Consider the following 22371-nt stretch of genomic DNA (forward strand, 5'->3'; position numbering starts at 1 on the left):
CCCCGCGCCCCCCCCCGCGCCCCCCCCCCCCCCCGCCACCGTCGACTTGCCGGTCCCGCCCTTGCCGGACACCAGGTGCAGACGGGCCCGCAGCAGTTCGGGAGGCCAGCCCGCGGCGGACGTCAGGTCCGCTCCGTCGCTCGACACCACGTGCGCAGCATATAGGGCAGGCAACCCGCGTCCTCCTCGATAGGGTGAACGCATGCGAGACGAAGGAGGCCGCCGATGAGCGACAAGACCACGTGGGAGTACGCGACGATCCCGCTGCTCACCCACGCGACCAAGCAGATCCTCGACACATGGGGTTCGGACGGCTGGGAGCTGGTCACGGTCCTGCCGGGGCCGACCGGCGAGCAGCACGTCGCGTATATGAAGCGGGCCATCTCGTGAGCTGGTCGGAGCGCCTCGCGGAGCTCGGGATCACGCTGCCCGAGGTCGTGCCGCCGCTCGCGGCGTACGTCCCCGCCACCAGGCACGGCGACCTCATCTACACGGCAGGACAGCTGCCCATCGTCGACGGCGAACTGCGCGTGCACGGCAAGGTGTCTGAGACCGCCGAGGGCGTCGTACACGTCGACACCGCAGTCGAACTGGCGCGGCTGTGCGCGCTCAATGGGCTTGCCGCGATCGATTCGCTGGTGGGTATCGATCATGTCGAGCGAGTAGTGAAGGTCACAGGCTTCGTGGCCTCCGCGCCGGGTTTCTCGGCGCAGGCCGCCGTGCTGAACGGAGCATCCCTGCTGCTCGGCGAGATCTTCGGTGACGCGGGTCGGCACGTCCGGTCCGCCGTCGGTGTGGCCGAGCTGCCTCTGGGCGCGCCCGTCGAGGTGGAGCTGGTGGTCGCCGTCCACTGACGTCCGGCACTATCCTGGCGGAATGAGCGAGGATTCGGCGCCGCTGCAGCATCCCGCGTACAAGGTGCTGAGGCGGGTCACCCCCAACGCGTCCGTGCTGTTGTGCCACAACCCGGGGCCGATGACGCTGGACGGCACGAACACCTGGATCCTGCGCGCGCCGGGCCGCAAGGAGTCGGTCGTCGTGGACCCCGGACCGGACGACAAAGGCCATCTGGCTCGCGTCGCGGCGGCCGCCGGCACTGTCGCGCTGACGCTCGTGACGCACCGCCACCGTGACCACACCGGCGGGCTGCAACGCTGGGAGAAGCTGACGCGCAGCCCGATTCGCGCCTACAAGCACAAGTACTGCCGGGGTGCCGCGACGCCGCTCCGGGGCGGGGAGAAGGTTGCCGTCGCCGGCCTGGAGCTGACGGTCCTGCACACGCCCGGGCACACCGCGGATTCGCTGTCGTTCCTCGTAGACGGGGGCGAGGGCCCGGGCGCGCTGCTCTCCGGCGACACGATCCTCGGCCGCGGTACGACGGTGCTCGACACCAAGGACGGCACCCTTGCGGACTACCTCGCGTCACTCGACCTGCTCACCGAGCACGCGAGGGGGCGCATCCTGCTCCCCGGCCACGGCCCTGAGCACGACGATGCCGGGCCCATCGTCGAGGGCTACATCGAACATCGCCACGATCGGCTCGAGCAGGTACGTGCCACGCTCGCCGACCTCGGGCTGCAGGCGGCGGACGCGAAGCCCATGAAGGTGGTGAAGCGGGTCTACGCCGACGTCGACAAGAAGGTGTGGCCCGCGGCGAGGCAGTCCGTCAAGGCGCAGCTCGACTATCTCGCCGCGCAGGGGTGAGTGTCTGGACGACGAAGAGGGCGGCCCCACGTGATGTGGGGCGGCCCTCTTCATCCGAGTCGTCTAGCGGGCGCGCCGCGCCAGCCGCTCGGAGTCGGTGATCACCACCGACTTGCCTTCGAGGCGCAGCCAGCCGCGGTGCGCGAAGTCGGCGAGTGCCTTGTTCACGGTCTCGCGGGATGCGCCCACGAGCTGGGCGATCTCCTCCTGGGTCAGGTCGTGGGTGACCCGCAGGGCGCCGTTCTCGTGGGTGCCGAAGCGCTGGGCGAGTTGCAGCAACTGCTTGGCGACGCGACCCGGGACATCCGTGAAGATCAGGTCCGCGAGGTTGTTGTTGGTGCGGCGCAGCCGGCGGGCGAGGACGCGCAGCAGCTGCTCGGCGATCTCGGGACGGTCGCGGATCCATGCGCGCAGGGCCTCGCGGTCCATCGTCATGGCACGGACCTCGGTGATGCAGGTGGCACCGGACGTGCGGGGGCCCGGATCGAAGATCGACATCTCACCGAACATGTCCGACGGTCCCATGACCGAGAGCAGGTTCTCGCGGCCGTCCGGCGAGCGGCGGCCGAGCTTCACCTTGCCGGAGAGGATGATGTACAGCCGGTCGCCGGGCTCGCCCTCGTTGAAGATGATGTGGCCGCGCGGGTACTCCACCGGGATCAGATCCTTGGTGAGCGCCTCGACCGCGCTGGGTTCGACACCCTGGAATATGCCGGCCCGGGCCAAGACCTCGTCCACGGTTACCTCTTCCTTGTGAGTTCAGTAGTCAGTGCAGGGGTGTGCACTCTGGGCGGTGTGAGCTTACTGGCGCCCGAGGGGTCGGAGTGGCCGATTCCACATCCACACACCGCCCCCAACTTACCGTGTCCGTTCCTGGGAGGCATTCCTACCGCTGTGCCGGAGCGTCAGCCGGCCTGTGCCTCGGAGGGCTCGTGATCGAGTTCGTGCAGGTCGACGGCTATCGGGAGGCCGATGGTTGCGAGTGTCTCGACGTCGGGTTGGTCGTCGTCGGCCGGCGGCGGCGTCGCGCGGCGCGCGGGAGCGGTGACGCGGCTCTCGACTCTCTCCATGGCGAGTGCGAACAGCATCAGCAGCACGGGGAACAGCAGTCCGATCAGTCCTTGCACGCGGGTAAGTAAACACAGCCAAGGTCTCGGATCGGCAACGATGCCTACGGGGCCGCGTCGTTACTATGGATTCTCGTGCCGAGCGAGCAGGAGTCCCGCCTTTCCCTGGTGCGGCGTGCGCGCCGCATGAACCGCAGTCTGGGGATCGCGTTTCCCCACGTGTACTGCGAACTCGACTTCACGAACCCGCTGGAGCTGTCGGTCGCGACGATCCTCTCGGCGCAGTGCACCGATGTTCGCGTGAATCAGGTCACACCAGCGCTTTTCGCGCGGTATCGAACCGCAGCGGACTACGCGGGAGCCGAGCGGGCCGAGCTCGAGGAGCTCATCCGGCCCACGGGCTTCTACCGCAACAAGACCAGCTCGATCATCGGGCTGGGCCAGGCTCTCGTGGAGCGCTTCGACGGCGAGGTCCCCGATCGTTTGAAAGACCTGGTGACGCTGCCCGGTTTCGGCCGGAAGACGGCCAACGTTGTGCTCGGGAACGCGTTCGGCATCCCGGGGATCACGGTCGACACGCACTTCTCCCGGCTCGTTCAGCGCTGGCGCTGGACGGAGGAGACCGACCCGGTCAAGATCGAGCGCGCCGTGGGCGAGCTCATCGAGAAGCGCGATTGGACCCAGTTGTCGCACCGCGTCATCTTCCACGGCCGGCGTGTGTGTCATGCGCGCAAGCCCGCGTGCGGCGTGTGTGTGCTCGCCTCCGACTGCCCGTCCTACGGCACGGGGCCGACCTCACCCGAGGAGGCCGCCCCCCTGGTCAAGGGGCCCGAGCGCGACGACCTGCTGGCATTGGCGGCAGAGCGGTCCGCAGAGAAGGCTGCCAAGGCCGCGAAGGCGTCCGCGCGCGCAGCCTCCCAGCGTGCGGGCCGGGGCTCCCGGTGAGCGCGCCGCGATTCGGTCCCGCCGCTCGCTGGACGGTTGTCTGCGCCATAGTCGTAGTGGCGCTCGCCGTCGCGATCTGGCCGCGCCAGCAGTCCGCGCCTGCGCCGGACGAGGGTGCGCAGGCATCGTCGTCGGCGAGTCCGGAACAGCTCGCGGCGTCGCGCGCCAAGGCGGCCCTGCCGAGCTGTGATCCGGTCGACCCTGCGGCCCGCCCCGCCGGACCGATGGCCGGCCTGACGGTCACGTGCATGGGCGACGGGAGGCCGGTCGACGTCGGGCGCATGCTCGCAGGCAAGCCGGCCCTGCTCAACATCTGGGCGTACTGGTGCGGGCCCTGCCGGGTGGAGCTGCCTGCGCTCGCGGAGGCCGCGAAACGCGCGGCGGGCCGCGTCACGCTCCTGACGGTGCACGCCGATCCAGCCGAGGCCGCGGGGCTCGACCTGCTGGCCGAACTCGGGGTGCATCTGCCGGGGGTGCAGGACTCGGAGGGACGGGTCGGCGTAGCCGCGGAGGCGCCGCGCGTGTATCCCGCGACGATCCTGTTGCGCGCGGATGGCAGTGTGGCGGGGGTGCACGCCAGCCCCTTCACGTCGGCCGACGACGTGGCCCAGGTCGTTCGTGACACCCTGGGGGTGACGATATGACCGCCCATGAACCCGCGGCCCTGCCGGCTGCGGCCCTGCCGGCTTGGCTCTCGCCCCTGGCCCACGGCCTCGACGGGATAGAGGACGAACTGCGGCACCGGGGCGGCGCGGTCGCGGCTCTGACGCGCGTGCGGCGCCCGCGCAAGGCCGCCGTGCTCATGCTGTTCGAGGGCACCGGCGACGGCGACGAGCTCCCCGCCGACGCGACCGTCCTCCTCACGCAGCGCGCCTCGGCCTTGCGTCAGCACGCTGGACAGGTCGCGTTCCCGGGCGGTAAGCGCGATGAGGGCGATTCCGACGATGTGGCCACCGCACTCCGCGAGGCGAAGGAGGAGACCGGGATCGACCCGGCGAGCGTGCGCGTACTGCAGACCCTGCACCCGATCGAGGTGCCGGTCTCCTCGTTCATCGTGACCCCCGTGGTCGCGACCACGACGTACCCGAGCGAGGTCGGGGTCGTCGACCCGGGCGAGACCGCGCTGGTGCGCCGCGTGCCGCTGGCCGAACTGCTCGATCCCGCCCACCGGTTCATGGTGCGCAAGGCGGGATACCGCGGTCCCGCGTTCGCGGTGGGACCGATGCTCGTGTGGGGTTTCACGGGTGGACTGCTCAACGCGCTCCTGTCGTCGGCCGGGTGGGAGGTCCCCTGGGATACGGGAGACGTGCGGGACCTCGGCGACGAACTGCGCCGCGCCGCGCAGCGGAGGCGGCCGTGACCGGTTCCGCCTGGGTCGACCTCATCGTTCTCGCAGGCGTCGTCGTCGCCGCTGTCTCGGGCTTCCGTCAAGGCGCCGTCGCGTCGGCGATGGCGTTCGTCGGTGTCGTCCTCGGCGCTGCGGCGGGCGTCCTGCTCGCGCCGCACGTGATCGACCATGTCGAGGACTCGCGTATGCGCCTGCTCGCCGGGATCGGCCTGCTCGCGGGGCTGGTCATCGTCGGCGAGATCGCCGGCATGGTGCTCGGGCGCGCTGCTCGCAGCTTCCTGCCCACCCGCACGCTGCGGCGCATCGACAGTCTCGTCGGCGCCGCTGTCCAGGCGATCGCGTTGCTGCTCGCGGCGTGGCTGCTGGCGATCCCGCTGACGTCGTCCGCCACTCCCGTCGTATCGCGCGCGATACGCGGTTCGGCCGTGCTCGCCGAGGTCGACAGGCTCGCACCGCAGTTCGTCAAAGACCTGCCACAGAAGTTCTCGCGCGTCGTGGACACATCCGGACTGCCCGACGTGTTGGGCCCGTTCGGCCGCACGCCGATCATCGACGTCGACCCGCCCGATGTCATGTCGCTGTCCGATCCCGTCGTCGAGCGCGTCCGCGGCTCGGTCCTGCGCATCGACGGCCAGGCGCCCGGTTGCCAGCGAGCTCTCGAGGGGACCGGCTTCGTCGTCTCGCCCGGCAGGATTCTGACGAATGCGCATGTCGTGGCTGGTACGACAGCACTGCAGGTACGGACCGCAGAGGGCGAGCTGCCGGCGCGCCCGGTCGCCTTCGATCCGCAGACCGACCTCGCGATCCTCGCCGTTCCGGGCCTGCGAGCGCCGGTGTTGCCCGTAGCGGCCGACGCGGCGCATACCGGCGACGCGGCTTTCGCGCTCGGCTATCCGGGCGGTGGGCCGCTCACGCTGTCGTCGGCGCGAATCCGCTCCAAGCAGGTGCTCGACGGTGCCAACATCTATCGCGTCGGGGAGGTGCGTCGCGAGGTGTACACGATCCGAGGGCAGGTGCGCCCCGGCAACTCGGGCGGACCGCTGTTCAACGCAGCCGGGCAGGTGATCGGGGTCGTGTTCGGCGTCGCCGTCGATGACGCCGACACCGGTTTCGCACTGACTGCGCAGCAGGTGGGCCAAGCGTTCACCGAGGCTCCGTCGCTCACCTCCAGGGTGTCGACGGGGCAGTGCGTCACGGAGGGATGACGCCCGTTTCTCGGCGTATGCGAGGAGGCATTGCTCTCCTGGCGCCGCCGGGCCCCAGGAGCCGAGAGATGGACCGGTCAGCCGAGCAGGCGCGGACCGGGTAGGGAGCGGAGGAACTCCACGAGCTGCGGACCCGCGTCGGCAGGGGCCTCCTCGTGGGCGTAGTGGCCGGCGCCGGTGATCTCGCGCGGACGGTAGTCGACGGCCCAGTCGTGGCTCGAGTACACGGACTGCTGGAGGATGTACGGGTCTTCCTCGCCCCGCAGCGCCAGGACGGGGATGTGCAGCCGCTGGTTCATGCGGTTCATGAAGCGGCTGCCGTCGGGCCGGAACTGGCTACGCCACGCCCAGCGGCTGTATTCCAACGCGCAGTGCGCGGTGCCTGGGATCTGGATCGCGCTGCGGTAGTTGCCTACGGCCTCGAGGTAGTCCGCGGTATCGCGCCATGCTGAGCCGCTGCGGGCCGCGATCAGGTCGACGATCGCCTGGCCGTCGTCGCGGGTGAGCCGATCCTCCGGCATCCGGGGGATCTGCGCGAACGTGATGTGTCCCAGCATCGCGGATCGCTGTCCCTTGTTGCGGAGCGTAGAGCGCTTCAGCGCGATGGGGTGCGGTGAGCTGACGACGGCGATCGCGGTGACTGCGCGTGGGTGTACCGTCGCCGCGGCCCAGCAACCGAGGCCGCCCTCGGCGTGGCCGACGAGTACGGCGCTCGAGTGGCCCAGCGCGCGCACGAGGCCGCTCGCGTCACCGGACAGGGTCCAGCCGTCGTAGCCGCGGGGAGGCTTGTCGCTGTCGCCGTAGCCGCGGAGGTCGACGGCGACGGCCCGGAAGCCCGCGTCGTGCACTTGTGGCAGCAGGTGCCGCCAACTCCACCAGAAGCCCCCGAAGCCGTGCAGGAAGACCACGAGGGGGCGCCCTTGCGCGGTCGCGTCGCCGCCCGGGGCGTACTCGACGGCGTGCATGCGGATCCCGTTCGCACGCACGTCATGGTGCTGCCAGGGGCCCGTGAACCGTACCGTCGACGGGTCTGGAGCGGTCAACGTCTCGTCAGGTTGGTCAGTCGCGCTTGCCGGTAGGCAGCACGGAGGGCACTTCCTTGACCGAGGCGATCGTCTTCTTGGGGCCGCGGATCTTGCGCACCTTGAGATAGCCGAGCAGGCCGGCGACCACAGCGACGACGACCATCAGCGCGAAGACGATGAGGAACGCGGCCCAGCGGGGCAGCCACACATCGAGCAACTCGCCGAGGAAGAAGAACAGGAAGAAGGACGAGTAAAGCAGAACGACGCCGGCGATCACGAAGAACACCGAGCCGGTCACGGCCTTCTTGACCTCGGAGACGGTCTCCGCCTTGGCGAGTTCCACCTCGGCTCTGACCAGGGAACTGACCTGCGCGCTGGCGTCCCGCACCAGGGCTCCGATACTCGGCTCGCCGGTGGCTGTCACCGACGGGTCGGAGAGGGGGATCGCCGACAGGGTTCGCGGCGTGCCGGTGGTGGATGTGCTGTCCAAACTCACTGTCGTCCTCCTTGGGTTCGTCCTTATGGTGCCAGAGGTCGGCGCCGGGCGGGCGTACGGCACCCCGGTCGACGCGCCGTCGCCGCCCGCGGGCGGTCTCTGCACCGGTCTTGGCGCGGGTCCAAAGACCGGCGTTATACGCTTCTTCTTCGTGAATCACCCTTCTGAGACGGTCGCGGCGCGCCCGGCCGTCAAGCGAAGCCGCATCGTCGTCGCGTCGATGGTCGGCACCACTATCGAGTTCTTCGACTTCTACATCTACGCGACGGCGGCGGTCCTCGTCTTCCCGACGCTCTTCTTCCCCAAATCGGATTCGACGGCGGCGCTGCTCAGCTCGTTCGCCACGTTCGGCCTCGCGTTCGTCGCGCGGCCGCTCGGGTCGATCCTGTTCGGCCACTTCGGTGACCGGGTGGGGCGTAAGGCGACGCTGGTCGGATCCTTGCTCACGATGGGTATCGCCACCTTCCTCATCGGCCTGCTTCCGACATTCGACCAGGTCGGATACCTCGCGCCGGTGCTCCTCGCGCTGCTGCGCTTCTGTCAGGGCCTGGGGCTGGGCGGCGAGTGGTCCGGTGCTGCGTTGCTCGCTACGGAGACCGCGGATAAGCGCGGGCGGGCTTGGGCAGCGATGTGGCCACAGCTCGGGGCGCCGTTCGGGTTCTTCTTCGCCAACGGCGTCTTCCTCCTGATCATGCTGGCGATGGACTTCGACGCGAAGACCGCGGCGAGCAACCACGCGTTCCTCACCTGGGGCTGGCGCATCCCGTTCCTGCTGTCGGCGGTGATCGTGGTGGTCGGGCTGTACGTTCGGCTCAAATTGACGGAGACACCCGTCTTCGCGCAGGCGGTGGCCGAGGGTCGGCGCGTGAAGTCGCCGGTCGGCGAGGTCGTGCGGACGGCGTGGCGCCCGCTGGTCATCGGCACATTCGTCATGCTGGCCACGTACACGCTGTTCTATATCGTCACGACCTGGGTCGCCTCGTACGGCACGGGGAAGGTCGCGGATCACGGCGGCGGCAAGATCACCATCCCGTACGTCGACTTCCTCGAGTTACAGCTGGTCGCCGTGCTGTTCTTCGCCGCTTTCGTGCCGGTGTCCGGTTGGCTCGCAGACCGTTATGGTCGACGTGTCGTGCTCATCGTGATCACGGTGGCGATCATCGTGTTCGGCCTGTCGTTCGGCGTGCTGCTGGACCCGGCCGATACGGGCGAGGGCGGCATGTTGCTCTTCCTCATCCTCGGCCTCGGACTCATGGGGCTGACGTTCGGGCCGATGAGTGCGGTGTTGCCGGAGCTCTTCGCTACCAACGTCCGGTACACGGGCAGCGGCATCTCCTACAACTTCGCGTCGATTCTGGGCGCAGCGATAGCACCCTTCATCGCGACATGGCTCGTCTCGTCGTACGGCGTCTTCTGGGTGGGTGTGTACCTCGCCGCGGCAGCAGTGCTGACGCTGGTCGCGCTCCTGACGATGCGCGAGACCCGTGACGTCGAGCTGGAGAGCGTCTAGGGACGGGCCCCAGGGTCTGTGAGCCCGGCGGCGTCGGCTGCGGCCCGGTAGGCGCGCGCGAGGGAGTCGACAGTGTCGTGCGCATTGAGGCCGCTGGGGTTGGGGACGACCCACAACTGCGCGCCCTCGAGATCCCGTGGCTGTCTTCCCGTGACCGCCTTCGGCTGGCGGAAAGCGCTGCGGTAGGCCGTGATTCCGGCGACCGCGACGACGCGCGGGCAGGTGCTTCGCACGGTTGCGCGTAGCCGCTCGCCGCCCTCGCGTAACTCTTCGGGCGTCAGCTCAGAGGCCTTTGCCGTCGCGCGGCGCACCAGGTTCGTGATGCCGATCCCGCTGTGCAACAGCGTTTCGCGGTCTTCCATCCGCATTCCGTCCGAAGCGTCGATCACGTGCCCGACGATGCCCGCTATTGCTAGCGCGGGATAGAAGCGGTTGCCCGGCCGGGCGAAGTGTGCGCCCGTGGCGGCCGTCCACAGACCCGGATTGATGCCGACGAACAGTAGCCGGCACGGGCTCGGCAACAGATCCGGAACCTCCGCACCGGCGTACGCCAGCAGCTCTTCGCGCGTGAATCCCATTCTGCGCCTCCGCTATCTGCTCCGGGCATAGAGACGCCGTACGACGTCCTCGATGTCCGGCTCCTCGATCGCTATGTCTCGAAGCCCCACCTGCGCGGTCAGGGCGGCGAGGGCGTCCGGTACGTCGCCGTCGAGAGCGAACCGCTGACGGAGTCCGCCCGCCTCGCTCTCGAGGTGTCGCGCACCCGGCAGGCTCGTCAGGTCCTGCATCGGGCGGTCCAGGTCGACGACCAGTACCCGTCCGGCACCGACCGTGGCGGCCAAGCCCGCAGCGGTGCCGTCGAACACCTTGCGGCCATGGTCGACCACGAGGATCCGCTCGCACAGCCGCTCGACGTCGCCCATATCGTGCGTGGTGAGCAGCAGCGTGAGACCGCGTTCGGCACGCTCGGAGATGAGGAACTCCCGCAGGCGCTGCTTGCTGACGACGTCCAGCCCGATCGTCGGCTCGTCCAGGATCAGCAGTTCGGGCGAATGCAGCAGTGCCGCAGCGACCTCCGCGCGCATCCGCTCGCCGAGGCTGAGCTGCCGCACAGGCCTGTCCCAGAACCCGGTCAGCTCGAGGCGCTCGCCGAGACGGTCCGAGCGGCGGGCAGCGTCGCCGTCGGGAATCCTGTGGATCGCGGCCAGGATCTTCAGAGAACGGAGGACGCTCAGATCCCACCACAATTGCGAGCGTTGCCCGAACACCGCGCCTACCCGCTGTGCGACGTGCCGCCGCCGTCCGATCGGGTCGACACCGACGGTGCGCACCGTGCCCGACGTGGGAACCAGGATGCCCATGAGCATCTTGATGGTCGTCGACTTCCCGGCGCCGTTCGCACCGATGTAGCCGACGGACTCGCCCGGTTCGACGGCGAGGTCCAGATCGTCGACCGCGGTCGTGACGATGTGCTGACCGCGCAGTCGGTGCCGTACGAATGTCCTTGTCAGTCCGTGTGCCTCGATGATCATCCGCCCGCTCCCCGATAGTGTCGCAGCCCGCTCCGCCACGCCACGGCGGCCAGTGCCACCACCCACACGGTAGCCGCCGGCAGGAGCCATGCGAGCCACGGTTGTAGCGCACCCTGTCCGGGTAGACCGAGGATCACCAGCGCGGGAAGGTAACCCGTGAACGCCAGCGGCAGCATGAAGCCCAGCGTGACCTTGACGGCCGTAGGCCACACCGACGCCGGCTGCGTAGAGGCGTATCGCCCGCCGTACACGAACGCGTTGGTGAACTCGCCGCCGTTGACCAGGAAGAACTGCAGTCCTGCCGCGAGTACGAACACCGCGGAGTAGATCACGGGATTGCACACGAGAGCCATCGCGAGTATTCCGATGGTGGCCGGCCCCCACTGGATGTCGTTGTGCGTAAGCGCGTATACGAGTGCGGCGGCACTCACGAGCGGCCGTGTGAGCCGACTGATCCGGATGTCCGCGGTCATGAGTTGCAGCAGGATCGGTTGTGGCCGTAAGTAGAACACGTCGATCTGGCCGAGCCGGATGAAGCGCGGCAGCCGGTCGAGATGTCCGAACAGCACGTCGGCGATACAGAACGAGCCGTCCGCGAGCGCGAACACGAGCAGCACACCGGAGAACGTGAGGCCGCCGATGACGGTCGCGTTGTGGAACAACAACCACACCTCACCGAGCTCGACCGCGCCCAGGATCACCGCGGTCACCAGGTCGAAGGCCAGAGATGGGCGGTACGCCGTCTGGGAGGCGATCCGCGACGCGAGCACGGCACGGTACGGCGCGAGGGATCCGGGCCGCTCAGCCACCCTGCACCTCCAGTCGGTGCCGGCCTGCCCGCGTCAGCACCGTGCCGAGCACGAGTGTCGCGGTGACCCAGGCGATCTGGATCCCGACGGTCGACACGCCGTCGGACACCTGCACACGGCCGGAGAGGATATCGCAGGGAGGCAACAGGATCCAGCCGAGCGGGGTCCATGTCGACAGTGCCTGCAGCCACCCGGGGAACATGCCGATCGGTACGAACATCCCCATCAGGAACGTCGACACCACCGTGTAGAAGAGCTGGATACCACGCACCTCGACGAGCCAGAATCCCAGCACCGCAACGCAGTACAGTAGAGACCGGCCGAGCACGATCGAGGCGAGCAGGCTCGCGGCGCCGAGCGGGTACGCGATCGGCTCGGACGCCCAGGCCATCATTCCGGTGGCCGATCCGACCGCCACCACCGGCAGCGCGCGCGGGATCAGGCTGTACACCGCGCCGCCGACCGAATCCGCGAGGTTGGCCAACTGCACATCGACGGGCCGCAGGAAGTCGACGGCGACGTCGCCCGTGCGCACGCGTTCGGCCAGTTCGCCGTCGCCACCGAAGGCGCCGACCGCCGCGAGCAGCCCCTGCGAGAGGAAGATGTACGAGACCATAAGCTCCGGCGTGTAGCCGCCCGCGCTGCCACCCGCTGCGCGGAGAGTGGCGAGCAGGATGCCCATCTTGAGGAACGCGAAGACCGTGTTCGTGGTCAAGCCTGCGGCAGCCGCCAGCAGATACGTAGACTGCCGTGCGAAACCCGCGGCCGTGAGCCGCCAGTAGGGGAGTAGGCGCCGATACGCGGAGAGGGCGGTAGGCGCGATCACGGTCGACACAGTGACTCGAACCTACCGCCCGTAGGCGCGGCGCGTCAGACGCGCTGCTTGCGAATGTCCTCGAAGACGCTGGGATCGACCAGGGTCGAGGTGTCGCCCAGCTCGCGGCCCTCGGCTACGTCGCGGAGTAGGCGGCGCATGATCTTCCCGGACCGGGTCTTCGGCAGCTCGGGAACGATGTTGATCTCGCGCGGCTTCGCGATCGGCGAGATGTCCTTGGCCACTTGCTCCCTCATCTCGGCGATGAGCGCCTCGGGGTCGGAGGCGTCGACGCCTTCGCGGAGGATGACGAACGCGGCGATTGCCTGCCCTGTCGTCGCATCGGATGCGCCGACGACGGCGGCTTCGGCCACCCCGGCGTGTCCTACCAGTGCCGATTCGACCTCGGCGGTGGAGATCCGGTGGCCCGAGACGTTCATGACATCGTCGACGCGGCCCAGCACCCATAGGGCACCGTCCTCGTCGTAGCGCGCGCCGTCGCCCGCGAAGTACCAGCCCTGCTTCTCGTAGCGGGACCAATAGGTGTCACGGAAACGTTGGTCGTCGCCCCAGATGCCGCGCAGCATCGCCGGCCACGGCTGGTCGAGGACCAGCAGCCCCTGTTCGCCGCGGGGCTCGGGGTTGCCGTCGTCGTCCACGATGTTCGCGCTGATACCCGGGATGGGCTCCATCGCCGAGCCCGGCTTGCATGCGGTGGTTCCCGGCAGGGGGGCGACCATCGCCGCCCCGGTCTCCGTCTGCCACCAGGTGTCGACGATGGGCGCCTTCCCGCCGCCGATGACGTCGCGGTACCAGCGCCACGCCTCGGGGTTGATGGGCTCGCCGACGGAGCCGAGCACGCGGATCGAGCTCAGGTCGTGAGCGTCCGGGATTGCGCGGCCCCACTTCATGAAGGTGCGGACCAGGGTCGGTGCGATGTAGTAGATGGAGACCCCGTACTTCTCGATGACCTCGAAGTGGCGGTGCTCGGTGGGCGAGTTGGGGGTGCCCTCGTAGACGACCTGTGTGGCGCCGTTGGAGAGCGGACCGTAGACGATGTAGGTGTGTCCGGTCACCCATCCGATGTCGGCGGTGCACCAGTACACGTCCTCGCCCGCCTTGTGGTCGAACAGGTAGTGGTGCGTATAGGACGCCTGCGTGAGGTAGCCACCCGAGCTGTGCACGATGCCCTTCGGCTTACCCGTGGTGCCCGAGGTGTACAGCAGGAACAGGGGATGCTCGGAGTCGAAGGCCTCCGGGGTGTGCTCCGCCGCGGCCTGGCCGACGGTGTCATGCCACCACACGTCCCGGTCATGCCAGTCGATCTCGTTGTTGCAGCGCCGCACGACGAGGACCTTCTCGACCGTCTCGGCAGTGCGCCCGTCTACTTCGGTGTCGATCGCCTCGTCGACGCTCGCCTTGAGCGGTACGGGCTTCCCGCGCCGGAACTGCCCGTCGGTGGTGATGACGACCTTGGCTTGTGCGTCATCGATGCGTGAACGTAGGGCCGTCGCCGAGAAGCCCGCGAAGACGACGGAGTGCGTGAGTCCGAGCCGTGCGCACGCCAGCATCGCGACGAGGGCCTCGGGAACCATCGGCATATAGATCGCGACGCGGTCGCCGGCCTCGAGCCCCAGCGATGCGAGGTAGTTGGCGGCCTGGGACACCTCGCCGCGGAGTTGGGCGTAGGTGATATCGCGAGTGTCGCCGGGCTCGCCGACCCAGTGGATGGCCACCCGGTCACCGTTTCCGGCTTCGACGTGCCGATCCACGCAGTTGTAGGCGACGTTGAGCCGCCCGCCGACGAACCACTTGGCGAACGGCGCGCCGCTCCAGTCGAGCACCTCACCGAAGTCGGTGTCCCAGCTCAGGCGGCGCGCCTGCTCGGCCCAGAAGCCGAGCCGGTCCGCATTGGCACTGTCGTACAGCTCTCGGCCCCGAGTATTGGCCTGAGCTGCGAATTCTTCGGACGGCGGGTATACGGCGGGTGCATCTGAGGACATGGCTTCCATCGTAGGGAAGCGGTGTAGGTCGCTGAAAGGGTTTGCCCGAGAACCGTCGCCTCGGGCAGGTGTGCAACCGGTTGCGGCATCGGCGTGTCACCGGTTCCCTGCATCGGATCATGGTGCGGGAAAAAATTGAGTTGACGCGCGCCTCGAGCGTGCTGGGTCTATGGTGATCCCACCTACTTGCCGGTAATGACCGGTCGGGCCACTCGCCCGGTCCGGGCGCCGGCTTCACTACTCGGACGCGGGCACACTCGCGCCCGCGATACTCGGTTGGAGGGAACGTTCAGTGACATCGAAGTTCAGGGGTGCGCGCGGTATGCGCGCCGCGGTGGCAGTAGTCGCCGTGGGCGCGCTTGCGCTGACAGGATGTAGCACGGCGGGATCCGGTGACGGCGGGGGCACGGGCTCCGACGCCATCATCAAGGCAGACGGGTCCGAACCTCAGAACGGGCTGGTGCCCACCAACACGGCGGAGAACGAGGGTGGCCGCGTGGTCGACGCCCTGTTCACCGGTCTCTACGCGTATAAGGCGGATGGCACGCCCGAGTTGGCGAACGCCGAATCGGTCGACACGAAGGACAACCAGAACTTCACTGTTCACTTGAAGAAGGACTGGAAGTTCACAGACGGCACGCCCGTCAAGGCGGAGAACTACGTCAAGGCGTGGAACTTCGGAGCCGATCCCAAGAACGCACAGTTGCAGCACGACTTCTTCGCTCCAATCGACGGCTATGAAGCCGTCAATGCTCCGAACTCGACCGTGCACGAGATGTCGGGCCTGAAGGTCGTCGACGACTACACGTTCACCGTCAAGCTCACGCAGCCGAACATCGACTTCAAGCTGGGGTTGGGCTTCACGCCGTTCAAGCCGGTGCCGGACGTCTTCTTCAAGGAGGGTGCCAAGGAGTTCGGCGAGCACCCGGTCGGCAACGGTCAGTACAAGCTCTCGAAGCCTGATGCCTGGCAGCACAGCGTGCGGATCGATCTCGTGAAGAACGCGGATTACAAGGGCCCCGATGCTCCGAAGAACGGCGGGCTGTCGTTCATCTTCTACTCCAGCTTCGACACCGCGTACTCGGATCTGCAGGCGGGCAATCTCGATGTGCTCTGGCAGATTCCTCAGAGCGCCTATGGAACTTTCAAGAAGGATCTGGGCGATCGTGCGCTGACGCGTTCGACAGCCAGTGATCAGCAGATCACCATTCCCTACTACCTGCCCCACTTCAGCGGGCAGGAGGGCAAGCTCCGCCGACAGGCCATCTCGCTCGCCATCAACCGGCCGGAGATCACCAAGACGATCTTCCAGGGGCTGCGGACGCCGTCCAAGGACTTCACGGCTCGTGGCCTGCCCGGGTGGAGCGACTCGATCCCTGGCAACGACGTGTTGGACTTCAACCCGAACAAGGCGAAGCAGCTTTGGGCGCAGGCCAACGCGATCTCGCCGTGGTCGGGGGCTCTCGCGTTCTCGTACAACTCGGATGGTGACCACAAGGCGTGGATCGATGCGGTGAGTAACCAGCTGAAGAACACCCTCGGTATCGACGCGCACGGCGCACCGACGACCGAGTTCAAGCAGATCCGCGATGCCGCAGTCAAGGGAGTGGCGAAGTCCCCGTTCCGTTCGGGCTGGCAGGGGGACTACCCGTCGATGATCGAGTTCCTCGGTCCGCAGTACACCAAGGGCGCCGGGTCCAACGACGCCCGATACGACAACCCGGCCTTCGACGCCAAGTTGCGTGACGCGGAGCAGTCGCTGGATCCGCAGACCTCGTACAAGCTCACCAACGAGGCACAGGCGATGCTCCTCGCCGACCTGCCGGTGATTCCCCTGTGGGACTACACCCAGGCCGGTGGCACGGCGCAGGGAGTCAAGGCTGAGCTGACCTGGAACGGCCTGCCGGATTACCCGAACGTCACCAAGTCCTGAACACCTGATCGTGCGGGAACCACACCCGATGTCATATGCGACGGCATGTGACATCGGGTGCGGCCTGCCTCCGGCATAGGAACATCGAGATGCTGAGATATATCCTCCGGCGGCTCGGCCAGGCGGTGATCGTCTTCTTCGGCGCCACCTTCCTGGTCTACGCCATGGTCTTCCTGGTACCGGGAGATCCCATCCAGGCGCTGACGGGTGGCAAGCCCGTCTCACCAGCCGTGATCGCGAACCTGCGTGCGCAGTACCACCTGGATCAGCCCTTCTACCTGCAATATCTCCACTACATCACAGGCGTGTTCACGCTCGATTTCGGCAACTCGTTCTCGGGTCAGCCCGTAATCGATGTCATGAAGCGCGCGTGGCCCGTCACCATCGATCTGGCGCTCATCGCACTCGTCGTCGAGGCGGTCTTCGGTTTGTTCTTCGGCGTGATCTCGGGCCTCAAGAAGGGGAAGTGGTTCGACACCACGATCCTTTTCGTGTCCCTGGTCATAATCGCCATCCCGATCTTCGTGATCGGTTTCCTGGCCCAGTTCGTGCTCGGCGTGAAATGGGGGATCTTCCCCGTCACCGTCGGCGGCCACCTGGACCTTTATCACCTGCTGCTGCCGGGCTTCGTGCTCGGCGCAGTGTCTTTCGCCTATGTAGTTCGTCTGACGCGGTCGTCCGTCGCCGAGAATCTCACCGCAGATCACGTGCGGACTGCCACGGCCAAGGGGTTGCCCCGGCGGCGCGTGATCATCGTGCACGTCTTCCGGAACTCGCTGATCCCCGTGGTCACCTTCCTCGGGGCCGACCTGGGCTCGCTGATGGGGGGTGCGCTGGTGACCGAGGGGATCTTCAACATCCCCGGCGTCGGCGGCACCATCTACCAGGCGTTGATCCGCGGCGAGGCTCCCACCGTCGTCTCGTTCGTCACCGTCCTGGTGCTCGTCTACCTGGTGTGCAACCTGGTAGTCGACCTGCTGTATGCCGTACTCGATCCGAGGATTCGCTATGCCTGACAACATCAAACCGGGCCAGGAGCGCTTCGTCGCGCCACCCGACGAGGTGAAGGTGGACGCGATCGACGCCGTCGACGCTGATGCCCAGCCGGCGGGGTTCTGGCGATCCGCCTGGCGCGAGCTGCGGACCAAGCCCGCATTCATCGTCTCGGCCGTGCTCATCGTCCTGATCCTGGTCGTGGTGCTGTTCCCAGGCCTGTTCGCGCATCAGGATCCGCATTACGCGGACCTGGCGCGGTCGATGGACCCGCCGAGCTCGCACCATCTCTTCGGTACCGACAAACAGGGCTACGACATCTACTCCCGCACCATCTACGGTGCGCGCGCCTCAGTACTGGTGGGTGTGTTGACCACCATCGTCGTGGTGGTGTTGGGCGGCCTGGTCGGAACGGTTGCCGGGTTCTTCGGGGGCTGGATCGACTCGGTGCTCTCGCGGCTGTCCGACATCTTCTTCGGCATCCCGCTGATCCTGGCCGCGGTCGTGACTCTCCAGGCCTTCCCCACCCGCAATGTCATGACGGTGGTGATCGTTCTGGCGATCTTCAGCTGGCCACAGATCGCGCGCATCGCGCGGTCGGCGTCCATCGCGATCCGGGGCGACGAGTTCATCACCGCGGCCAAGTCGCTGGGCGCCTCCCGATTCCGGACGTTGTTCACCCACGTCGTCCCGAACGTGCTCGGTCCGGTCATCGTCATCGCGACCATCTCGCTCGGCATCTTCATCGTGACCGAGGCCACGCTGTCGTATCTCGGGATCGGACTCCCATCGACGGCTGTCTCGTGGGGCATCGATATCTCCGCGGCGCAGACCGAATTGCGCAGCGGTTCGCCGATCCTGTTCTATCCCGCGACCGCGCTGGCGATCACTGTGCTCGCATTCATGATGCTCGGCGACGCCCTGCGTGACGCACTCGACCCGAAGGCGAGGACCCGCTGATGGCAGACGCGAACAAGAAGGGCACGGAGAACAACGTGCAGCCGCTGCTGGACATCAAGGACCTGCAGGTGCAGTTCCGTTCTCAGGGGCGCGAGGTGAACGCGGTGCAGGGCGCGAGCCTCACGGTGTATCCCGGCCAGACGGTCGCGATCGTGGGGGAGTCCGGTTCGGGGAAGTCGACGACCGCGGCTGCGGTGCTGGGGCTGCTCCCCGGCACCGGCCGAGTCACCGGAGGTGAGATCCTGTTCGACGGGCAGGACCTCGCGCAGGCGTCACAGAAGGATTTCGAGAAGGTCAGGGGCAGCGGTATCGGCCTGGTGCCCCAGGATCCGATGACCAACCTGAATCCGTTGTGGCGCGTCGGCTTCCAGATCCAGGAGACCCTGGAGGCGAACGGCGCCGCGAAGGGGAAGGACGCTCGTGCGCGGGCGATCGAGCTCCTGCGCGAGGCCGGTATGGCGGACGCGGATCGTCGCGTCAACCAGTTCCCGCATGAGTACTCGGGCGGCATGCGCCAGCGCGCACTGATCGCGATCGGCCTCGCCTGCCGGCCGAAGCTGCTCATCGCGGACGAGCCGACTTCGGCGCTGGATGTGACCGTGCAGCGGCAGATCCTCGACCACCTCGACACGTTGACAGCTGAGCTCGGCACTGCCGTCCTGCTGATCACGCACGACCTCGGCCTCGCCGCCGAGCGGGCCAGCCACCTCGTGGTGATGTACAAGGGACGGATCGTCGAATCGGGGCCGGCGCTGGAGATCCTGCAGGACCCCCACCACGAGTACACCAAGCGGTTGGTGCGCGCGGCACCGTCGCTGGCATCGCGTCGGCTTTCGACGCCGAGCACCCCGAACCCCGCGACCGATCTGGCTGTCGAGGCCGGCGACAGCTCGGTAGCAGAGGAACTGCACGCCGCGGGCGCGCAGGGGCCGAACGACGTCATCGTCGTGCGGAACCTGGTGAAAGACTTCCCCATCCGCGGCAAGCTGCCGTTCCAGTCAACGGCGTTCCGCGCCGTCGACGACGTGTCGTTCACGTTGCGGCGGGGCACGACGACGGCCATCGTCGGCGAGTCCGGCTCGGGCAAGTCGACCGTGGCCCGGATGGTGCTCGGCCTCGAGAAGCCCACGTCGGGGACGGTGGATTTCGATGGCGCGAACGTCGCGACGCTGTCCGGTGGCGCAGCGAAGGAGTTCCGGCGGCGGGTACAGCCCATCTTCCAGAACCCGTACGGGTCGTTGGACCCCATGTACTCGATCTTCCGGTCGATCGCGGAACCCCTGCGGGTACACAAGATCGGCGACTCGAAGTCGCGGGTGCAGCGGGTGAAGGAACTGCTCGACCTGGTGGCACTGCCGCAGTCGGTGATGGAGCGATTCCCGAACGAGCTGTCCGGCGGACAGCGACAGCGCGTGGCGATCGCCCGAGCGCTGGCGCTCAATCCCGAGGTGGTCGTGTGCGACGAGGCGGTCTCCGCGCTGGACGTGCTGGTGCAGGCGCAGATCCTGACACTACTGAATCGGCTGCAGAGCGAGTTCGGACTCAGCTACGTCTTCATCACCCACGACCTTGCGGTGGTCCGGCAGATCGCCGACGACGTCGTGGTGATGCAGAAGGGCCAGGTCGTCGACTTCGGCACCACCGAGGAGGTGTACGCGAATCCGAAGTCCGCGTATACGCGCAACCTTCTCGACTCGATCCCGGGTGGTTCGATCGAGCTCGCCGGCTGAACGTCCGCAACACGCCTCTGTCAGCGCAGCGATCGCCATGTGAACGCTCGCGACGCCGACCGAGGCGTGTTCGGGAGGTGGGGCGCCTACCTCTAGGCTTGTGCACCGTGACCGATCCTCTCGCCCCGCTCGCTGCGATGCCGGCAGTGGCCGATGCCGCGGCTGCCGCGCGTGAGGCCCTGGGCAAGGTGCACCGGCACCCCGCCAACCGTCGGGAGTGGGGTGCCGCGGCCACCGAGTCGTCGCTACGTGGCGCACGCGCCTCTGCTGCCCTGGACGGCGGCGTCGTGGATCTCTCGCGCGACGCCGATGTCGACGATCCCGTGTTCGCGGGGGCCATGAGGGTTGCGCAGGCGATCGACACGCCGGCCCTCGACGGCACCGTCGGGGTGTGGCGCCGCGCGCCGCTCCAGGTGTTGGCGCGGCTGCACACGCTGGCCGCTGCGGACCTGGTCGACGATCCCGAGCAACTCGGCCGGCCGCGGCCAGGTGCCGGGGATCGGTTGGCACTGCTGTCTCAGCTGGTCACCGGCGGGACGTCGGTAGCCGCCCCGGTCCTCGCCGCGGTCGTGCACGGGGAGATCCTGTCGCTGCGTCCTTTCGGGACGGCCGACGGTGTCGTCGCCCGCGCCGCGTCCCGGCTGGTGACCGTCGCGTCCGGGCTGGACCCGCACGCGCTGGGGATCCCGGAGACCACGTGGCTCAAGTTCGCGAGTGGGTACGCGTCCGCCGCCGACGCGTTCGGAACGGGGAGCGAGGACGGGGTCGTCGCGTGGGTGACACTGTGCTGCTCCGCCCTTGAAGCCGGCGCGCGCGAGGGTCTCGCGATCGCGGAGAGGTAGAGACAGGCGACCGCGGACGCTCGGTGGCCTTACCGCCTGCGCACGCGCAACGGCGACCCGGCCTGCGCTGAGGGAATTCGCACTGGGATGGAGTTCAGTGCGCTCCTCAGAACGGGTCCGAATCGCCGTTCGCAAGCACGGATCCCGGTTACCAAGCGTGCTAGGTGGGTTGTGTAGGTGGCCTCGGCGTCGTCCGGGATGAGGGCCGTGCAGTCCGACTGCTCCGGCCCGTGCTGACCACGGTCCCGAATAACGCAGGCCCACAACGCTTCTGCCTCTTTGCGGCGCGCTCCGCGTGGGTGCCTGGTGTCCGTGCTAGGAGCCTTGGCGTTCCGGGGATCCTCGACCTTCTCTTCCGGTGAGGATCTGGCCTTGCGCCGCTCCGTGCTTTATTTGTACCTTGTGACCGCCGTCACATCAAGCACTTCGCCGGAAGTAATCGAAGATTCTCTACTGCGAGTCCCGATTCCGTTGCAGCAGAACATATGTCACGGCGCCGGCAGCGGCAGCCGCAGCTGAAAGGCCCAATCCCGTGAGTACCGAAGTCCGCGAGGGCGTCGGGATGCGGTGTTTGAGCGGTGTGGGGTTGGAGAACGACAGCACGGGCCACCCGCGCTCACTCGCCTCGCGACGCAGCGGCCGGTCCGGGTTGACGGCGGTGGGGTGCCCGACCGCCGCGAGCATCGGTACGTCGGTGATGGAGTCCGAGTAGGCGAAACACTGGTCGAGGTCGTACCCATTGCGCTCGGCGAGTTCGCGCATAGCCGTGACCTTGTTCTCGCCGAAACAGTAGAAGTCGAGCTCTCCCGTGTACTTGCCGTCGTCAACCGCCATCGTCGTGCCGATCGAGTAGTCCGCGCCCAGCAGATCACTGATCGGCCGCACCATCTCCTCGCCGGAGGCAGACACGATCACCACGTCGTGCCCGCGGGTGTGATGACCGACGATGAGGTCTGCGGCCTCCTCGAAGACCAGCGGGTTCACGATGTCGTGCAGCGTCTCGCGGACTATCGAGCGCACCTGTTCGACATCCCAGCCGGCGGTCATCTGCGTGAGATGGTCGCGCATGCGATCCATCTGGTCCTCATCGGCGGCGGTGAGCAGCATGAGGAACTGCGCATAGCTGGACTTGAGCACCGCGCGCCGGTTGATCAGGCCCTGCTCGAAGAACGGTTTCGAGAACGCCATGGTCGACGACTTGGCGATGATCGTCTTGTCGAGGTCGAAGAACGCGGCCACGCGACGTGCGGGGACTCCGATATCGGGGGCACTCACGGCCCTCACCCTACCGTCCGGTTGGGGGCCGGGACGGCAGCCGCGCATGATGCCATACGCAACCGATGGGCCGGGCCCGCCGCGAGCTGTTCATTCACAGCGGCGCGTATGCCCGCCGTCCGGTACACAGGTCGGCTGCTGCCGGGGCGCTGCCGTCAGTGATCGGGTGCATGGTCGTGG

Annotated in this window: 23 protein-coding genes; 13 read left to right on the plus strand and 10 right to left on the minus strand. The window is 67.7% G+C overall.

All coding sequences use genetic code 11. The features are described 5' to 3' along the window. Positions 1 to 225: 225 nt before the first annotated feature. From P0W64_RS02810 to P0W64_RS02820, 3 genes are read left to right on the plus strand one after another with little or no spacing between them, the layout of a single operon-like run. Positions 226 to 390 carry a hypothetical protein gene (locus tag P0W64_RS02810; protein ID WP_275478542.1) on the plus strand — a complete coding sequence of 55 codons (165 nt, stop codon included), beginning with the start codon at positions 226 to 228 and terminating at the stop codon, positions 388 to 390. Then, a complete protein-coding gene (locus P0W64_RS02815) occupies positions 387 to 854 on the plus strand; it encodes a RidA family protein (protein WP_275478543.1) in 468 nt (155 codons plus the stop codon). Before P0W64_RS02810 ends, P0W64_RS02815 begins: the two co-directional genes overlap by 4 nt. Positions 855 to 876: 22 nt before the next feature. Further along, the gene (locus P0W64_RS02820) at positions 877 to 1704 is read left to right on the plus strand and encodes an MBL fold metallo-hydrolase (protein ID WP_275478544.1); all 828 of its coding nucleotides are present in this window, start codon (positions 877 to 879) and stop codon (positions 1702 to 1704) included. 63 nt (positions 1705 to 1767) lie between these two features. On the opposite strand, the gene P0W64_RS02825 is transcribed toward P0W64_RS02820, so the two are convergent. Together P0W64_RS02825 and P0W64_RS02830 are read right to left on the minus strand one after the other, a co-directional pair. Continuing rightward, a complete protein-coding gene (locus P0W64_RS02825) occupies positions 1768 to 2442 on the minus strand; it encodes a Crp/Fnr family transcriptional regulator (protein WP_275478545.1) in 675 nt (224 codons plus the stop codon). A gap of 167 nt (positions 2443 to 2609) precedes the next feature. Beyond that, a complete protein-coding gene (locus P0W64_RS02830) occupies positions 2610 to 2831 on the minus strand; it encodes a hypothetical protein (RefSeq protein ID WP_275478546.1) in 222 nt (73 codons plus the stop codon). Positions 2832 to 2957: 126 nt separating this feature from the next. On the opposite strand from P0W64_RS02830, the gene nth reads away from it, so the two are divergent. Genes nth through P0W64_RS02850 form a run of 4 tightly spaced genes read left to right on the plus strand, consistent with a single transcriptional unit; the run spans position 2958 to position 6269 of the window. After that, positions 2958 to 3716, plus strand: coding sequence for an endonuclease III (gene nth / locus P0W64_RS02835; RefSeq protein ID WP_275478741.1), 759 nt, complete (start codon positions 2958 to 2960; stop codon positions 3714 to 3716). Next, on the plus strand, positions 3713 to 4360 hold the full coding sequence (locus P0W64_RS02840) for a TlpA disulfide reductase family protein (RefSeq protein WP_275478547.1): 648 nt from the start codon (positions 3713 to 3715) through the stop codon (positions 4358 to 4360). Before nth ends, P0W64_RS02840 begins: the two co-directional genes overlap by 4 nt. After that, positions 4357 to 5076 (plus strand): CoA pyrophosphatase, encoded by a 720-nt coding sequence (locus P0W64_RS02845; RefSeq protein WP_275478548.1) that lies wholly within the window; start codon positions 4357 to 4359, stop codon positions 5074 to 5076. Before P0W64_RS02840 ends, P0W64_RS02845 begins: the two co-directional genes overlap by 4 nt. Next, positions 5073 to 6269, plus strand: a complete 1197-nt coding sequence (locus tag P0W64_RS02850) for a MarP family serine protease (protein ID WP_275478549.1) — start codon at positions 5073 to 5075, stop codon at positions 6267 to 6269. Before P0W64_RS02845 ends, P0W64_RS02850 begins: the two co-directional genes overlap by 4 nt. A gap of 77 nt (positions 6270 to 6346) precedes the next feature. Here the strand turns inward: P0W64_RS02850 and P0W64_RS02855 are convergent, their stop codons facing one another. Both P0W64_RS02855 and P0W64_RS02860 read right to left on the minus strand, forming a co-directional pair. Then, positions 6347 to 7312: an alpha/beta hydrolase gene (locus P0W64_RS02855; protein ID WP_275478550.1), complete on the minus strand. Its 966-nt coding sequence runs from the start codon at positions 7310 to 7312 to the stop codon at positions 6347 to 6349. 16 nt (positions 7313 to 7328) lie between these two features. Then, complete coding sequence (locus P0W64_RS02860) at positions 7329 to 7790, minus strand: phage holin family protein (RefSeq protein ID WP_275478552.1); 462 nt, start codon at positions 7788 to 7790, stop codon at positions 7329 to 7331. 220 nt (positions 7791 to 8010) lie between these two features. Between P0W64_RS02860 and P0W64_RS02865 the strand changes: the two genes are divergently transcribed. Then, positions 8011 to 9300, plus strand: coding sequence for an MFS transporter (locus tag P0W64_RS02865; RefSeq protein ID WP_275478742.1), 1290 nt, complete (start codon positions 8011 to 8013; stop codon positions 9298 to 9300). Here P0W64_RS02865 and P0W64_RS02870 read toward each other — a convergent pair. Genes P0W64_RS02870 through acs form a run of 5 tightly spaced genes read right to left on the minus strand, consistent with a single transcriptional unit; the run spans position 9297 to position 14458 of the window. Further along, positions 9297 to 9878, minus strand: a complete 582-nt coding sequence (locus P0W64_RS02870; RefSeq protein WP_275478553.1) for a mismatch-specific DNA-glycosylase — start codon at positions 9876 to 9878, stop codon at positions 9297 to 9299. The genes P0W64_RS02865 and P0W64_RS02870 overlap by 4 nt on opposite strands. Before the next feature lie 12 nt (positions 9879 to 9890). Beyond that, the gene (locus tag P0W64_RS02875) at positions 9891 to 10832 is read right to left on the minus strand and encodes an ATP-binding cassette domain-containing protein (protein ID WP_275478554.1); all 942 of its coding nucleotides are present in this window, start codon (positions 10830 to 10832) and stop codon (positions 9891 to 9893) included. Further along, on the minus strand, positions 10829 to 11641 hold the full coding sequence (locus P0W64_RS02880; protein WP_275478555.1) for an ABC-2 family transporter protein: 813 nt from the start codon (positions 11639 to 11641) through the stop codon (positions 10829 to 10831). Before P0W64_RS02880 ends, P0W64_RS02875 begins: the two co-directional genes overlap by 4 nt. Next, entirely contained in the window at positions 11634 to 12467 is an 834-nt protein-coding gene (locus P0W64_RS02885; protein ID WP_275478556.1) for an ABC-2 family transporter protein, read from the minus strand. The genes P0W64_RS02880 and P0W64_RS02885 overlap by 8 nt, the downstream gene beginning before the upstream one ends. A 44-nt stretch (positions 12468 to 12511) precedes the next feature. Then, entirely contained in the window at positions 12512 to 14458 is a 1947-nt protein-coding gene (gene acs, locus P0W64_RS02890; RefSeq protein WP_275478557.1) for an acetate--CoA ligase, read from the minus strand. Between the two features lie 322 nt (positions 14459 to 14780). On the opposite strand from acs, the gene P0W64_RS02895 reads away from it, so the two are divergent. The 5 genes from P0W64_RS02895 (at position 14781) to P0W64_RS02915 (ending at position 20916) form a co-directional block, all read left to right on the plus strand. Continuing rightward, the gene (locus tag P0W64_RS02895) at positions 14781 to 16391 is read left to right on the plus strand and encodes an ABC transporter substrate-binding protein (RefSeq protein WP_275478743.1); all 1611 of its coding nucleotides are present in this window, start codon (positions 14781 to 14783) and stop codon (positions 16389 to 16391) included. 89 nt (positions 16392 to 16480) lie between these two features. Next, a complete protein-coding gene (locus tag P0W64_RS02900) occupies positions 16481 to 17407 on the plus strand; it encodes an ABC transporter permease (RefSeq protein ID WP_275478558.1) in 927 nt (308 codons plus the stop codon). After that, complete coding sequence (locus tag P0W64_RS02905; RefSeq protein ID WP_275478559.1) at positions 17400 to 18344, plus strand: ABC transporter permease; 945 nt, start codon at positions 17400 to 17402, stop codon at positions 18342 to 18344. Before P0W64_RS02900 ends, P0W64_RS02905 begins: the two co-directional genes overlap by 8 nt. Next, positions 18344 to 20074 carry an ABC transporter ATP-binding protein gene (locus tag P0W64_RS02910; protein WP_275478560.1) on the plus strand — a complete coding sequence of 577 codons (1731 nt, stop codon included), beginning with the start codon at positions 18344 to 18346 and terminating at the stop codon, positions 20072 to 20074. The genes P0W64_RS02905 and P0W64_RS02910 overlap by 1 nt, the downstream gene beginning before the upstream one ends. A 107-nt stretch (positions 20075 to 20181) precedes the next feature. Beyond that, the gene (locus tag P0W64_RS02915) at positions 20182 to 20916 is read left to right on the plus strand and encodes an oxidoreductase (RefSeq protein WP_275478561.1); all 735 of its coding nucleotides are present in this window, start codon (positions 20182 to 20184) and stop codon (positions 20914 to 20916) included. Positions 20917 to 21366: 450 nt separating this feature from the next. On the opposite strand, the gene P0W64_RS02920 is transcribed toward P0W64_RS02915, so the two are convergent. Continuing rightward, on the minus strand, positions 21367 to 22191 hold the full coding sequence (locus P0W64_RS02920; protein WP_275478562.1) for an HAD-IB family hydrolase: 825 nt from the start codon (positions 22189 to 22191) through the stop codon (positions 21367 to 21369). Between the last annotated feature and the right edge of the window lie 180 nt (positions 22192 to 22371).

Source organism: Tsukamurella sp. 8F, from assembly GCF_029167375.1.
Taxonomy (GTDB): domain Bacteria; phylum Actinomycetota; class Actinomycetes; order Mycobacteriales; family Mycobacteriaceae; genus Tsukamurella.

Excerpts from the sequence above, each read along its gene's own strand:
- P0W64_RS02810 (WP_275478542.1), top strand. The coding sequence starts at position 226 with ATGAGCGACAAGACCACGTGGGAGTACGCGACGATCCCGCTGCTCACC.
- P0W64_RS02820 (WP_275478544.1), top strand. The coding sequence starts at position 877 with ATGAGCGAGGATTCGGCGCCGCTGCAGCATCCCGCGTACAAGGTGCTG.
- nth (WP_275478741.1), top strand. The coding sequence starts at position 2,958 with ATGAACCGCAGTCTGGGGATCGCGTTTCCCCACGTGTACTGCGAACTC.
- P0W64_RS02845 (WP_275478548.1), top strand. The coding sequence starts at position 4,357 with ATGACCGCCCATGAACCCGCGGCCCTGCCGGCTGCGGCCCTGCCGGCT.
- P0W64_RS02865 (WP_275478742.1), top strand. The coding sequence starts at position 8,011 with ATGGTCGGCACCACTATCGAGTTCTTCGACTTCTACATCTACGCGACG.
- P0W64_RS02870 (WP_275478553.1), bottom strand. The coding sequence starts at position 9,878 with ATGGGATTCACGCGCGAAGAGCTGCTGGCGTACGCCGGTGCGGAGGTT.
- P0W64_RS02875 (WP_275478554.1), bottom strand. The coding sequence starts at position 10,832 with ATGATCATCGAGGCACACGGACTGACAAGGACATTCGTACGGCACCGA.
- acs (WP_275478557.1), bottom strand. The coding sequence starts at position 14,458 with ATGTCCTCAGATGCACCCGCCGTATACCCGCCGTCCGAAGAATTCGCA.
- P0W64_RS02895 (WP_275478743.1), top strand. The coding sequence starts at position 14,781 with ATGCGCGCCGCGGTGGCAGTAGTCGCCGTGGGCGCGCTTGCGCTGACA.
- P0W64_RS02900 (WP_275478558.1), top strand. The coding sequence starts at position 16,481 with ATGCTGAGATATATCCTCCGGCGGCTCGGCCAGGCGGTGATCGTCTTC.
- P0W64_RS02905 (WP_275478559.1), top strand. The coding sequence starts at position 17,400 with ATGCCTGACAACATCAAACCGGGCCAGGAGCGCTTCGTCGCGCCACCC.
- P0W64_RS02910 (WP_275478560.1), top strand. The coding sequence starts at position 18,344 with ATGGCAGACGCGAACAAGAAGGGCACGGAGAACAACGTGCAGCCGCTG.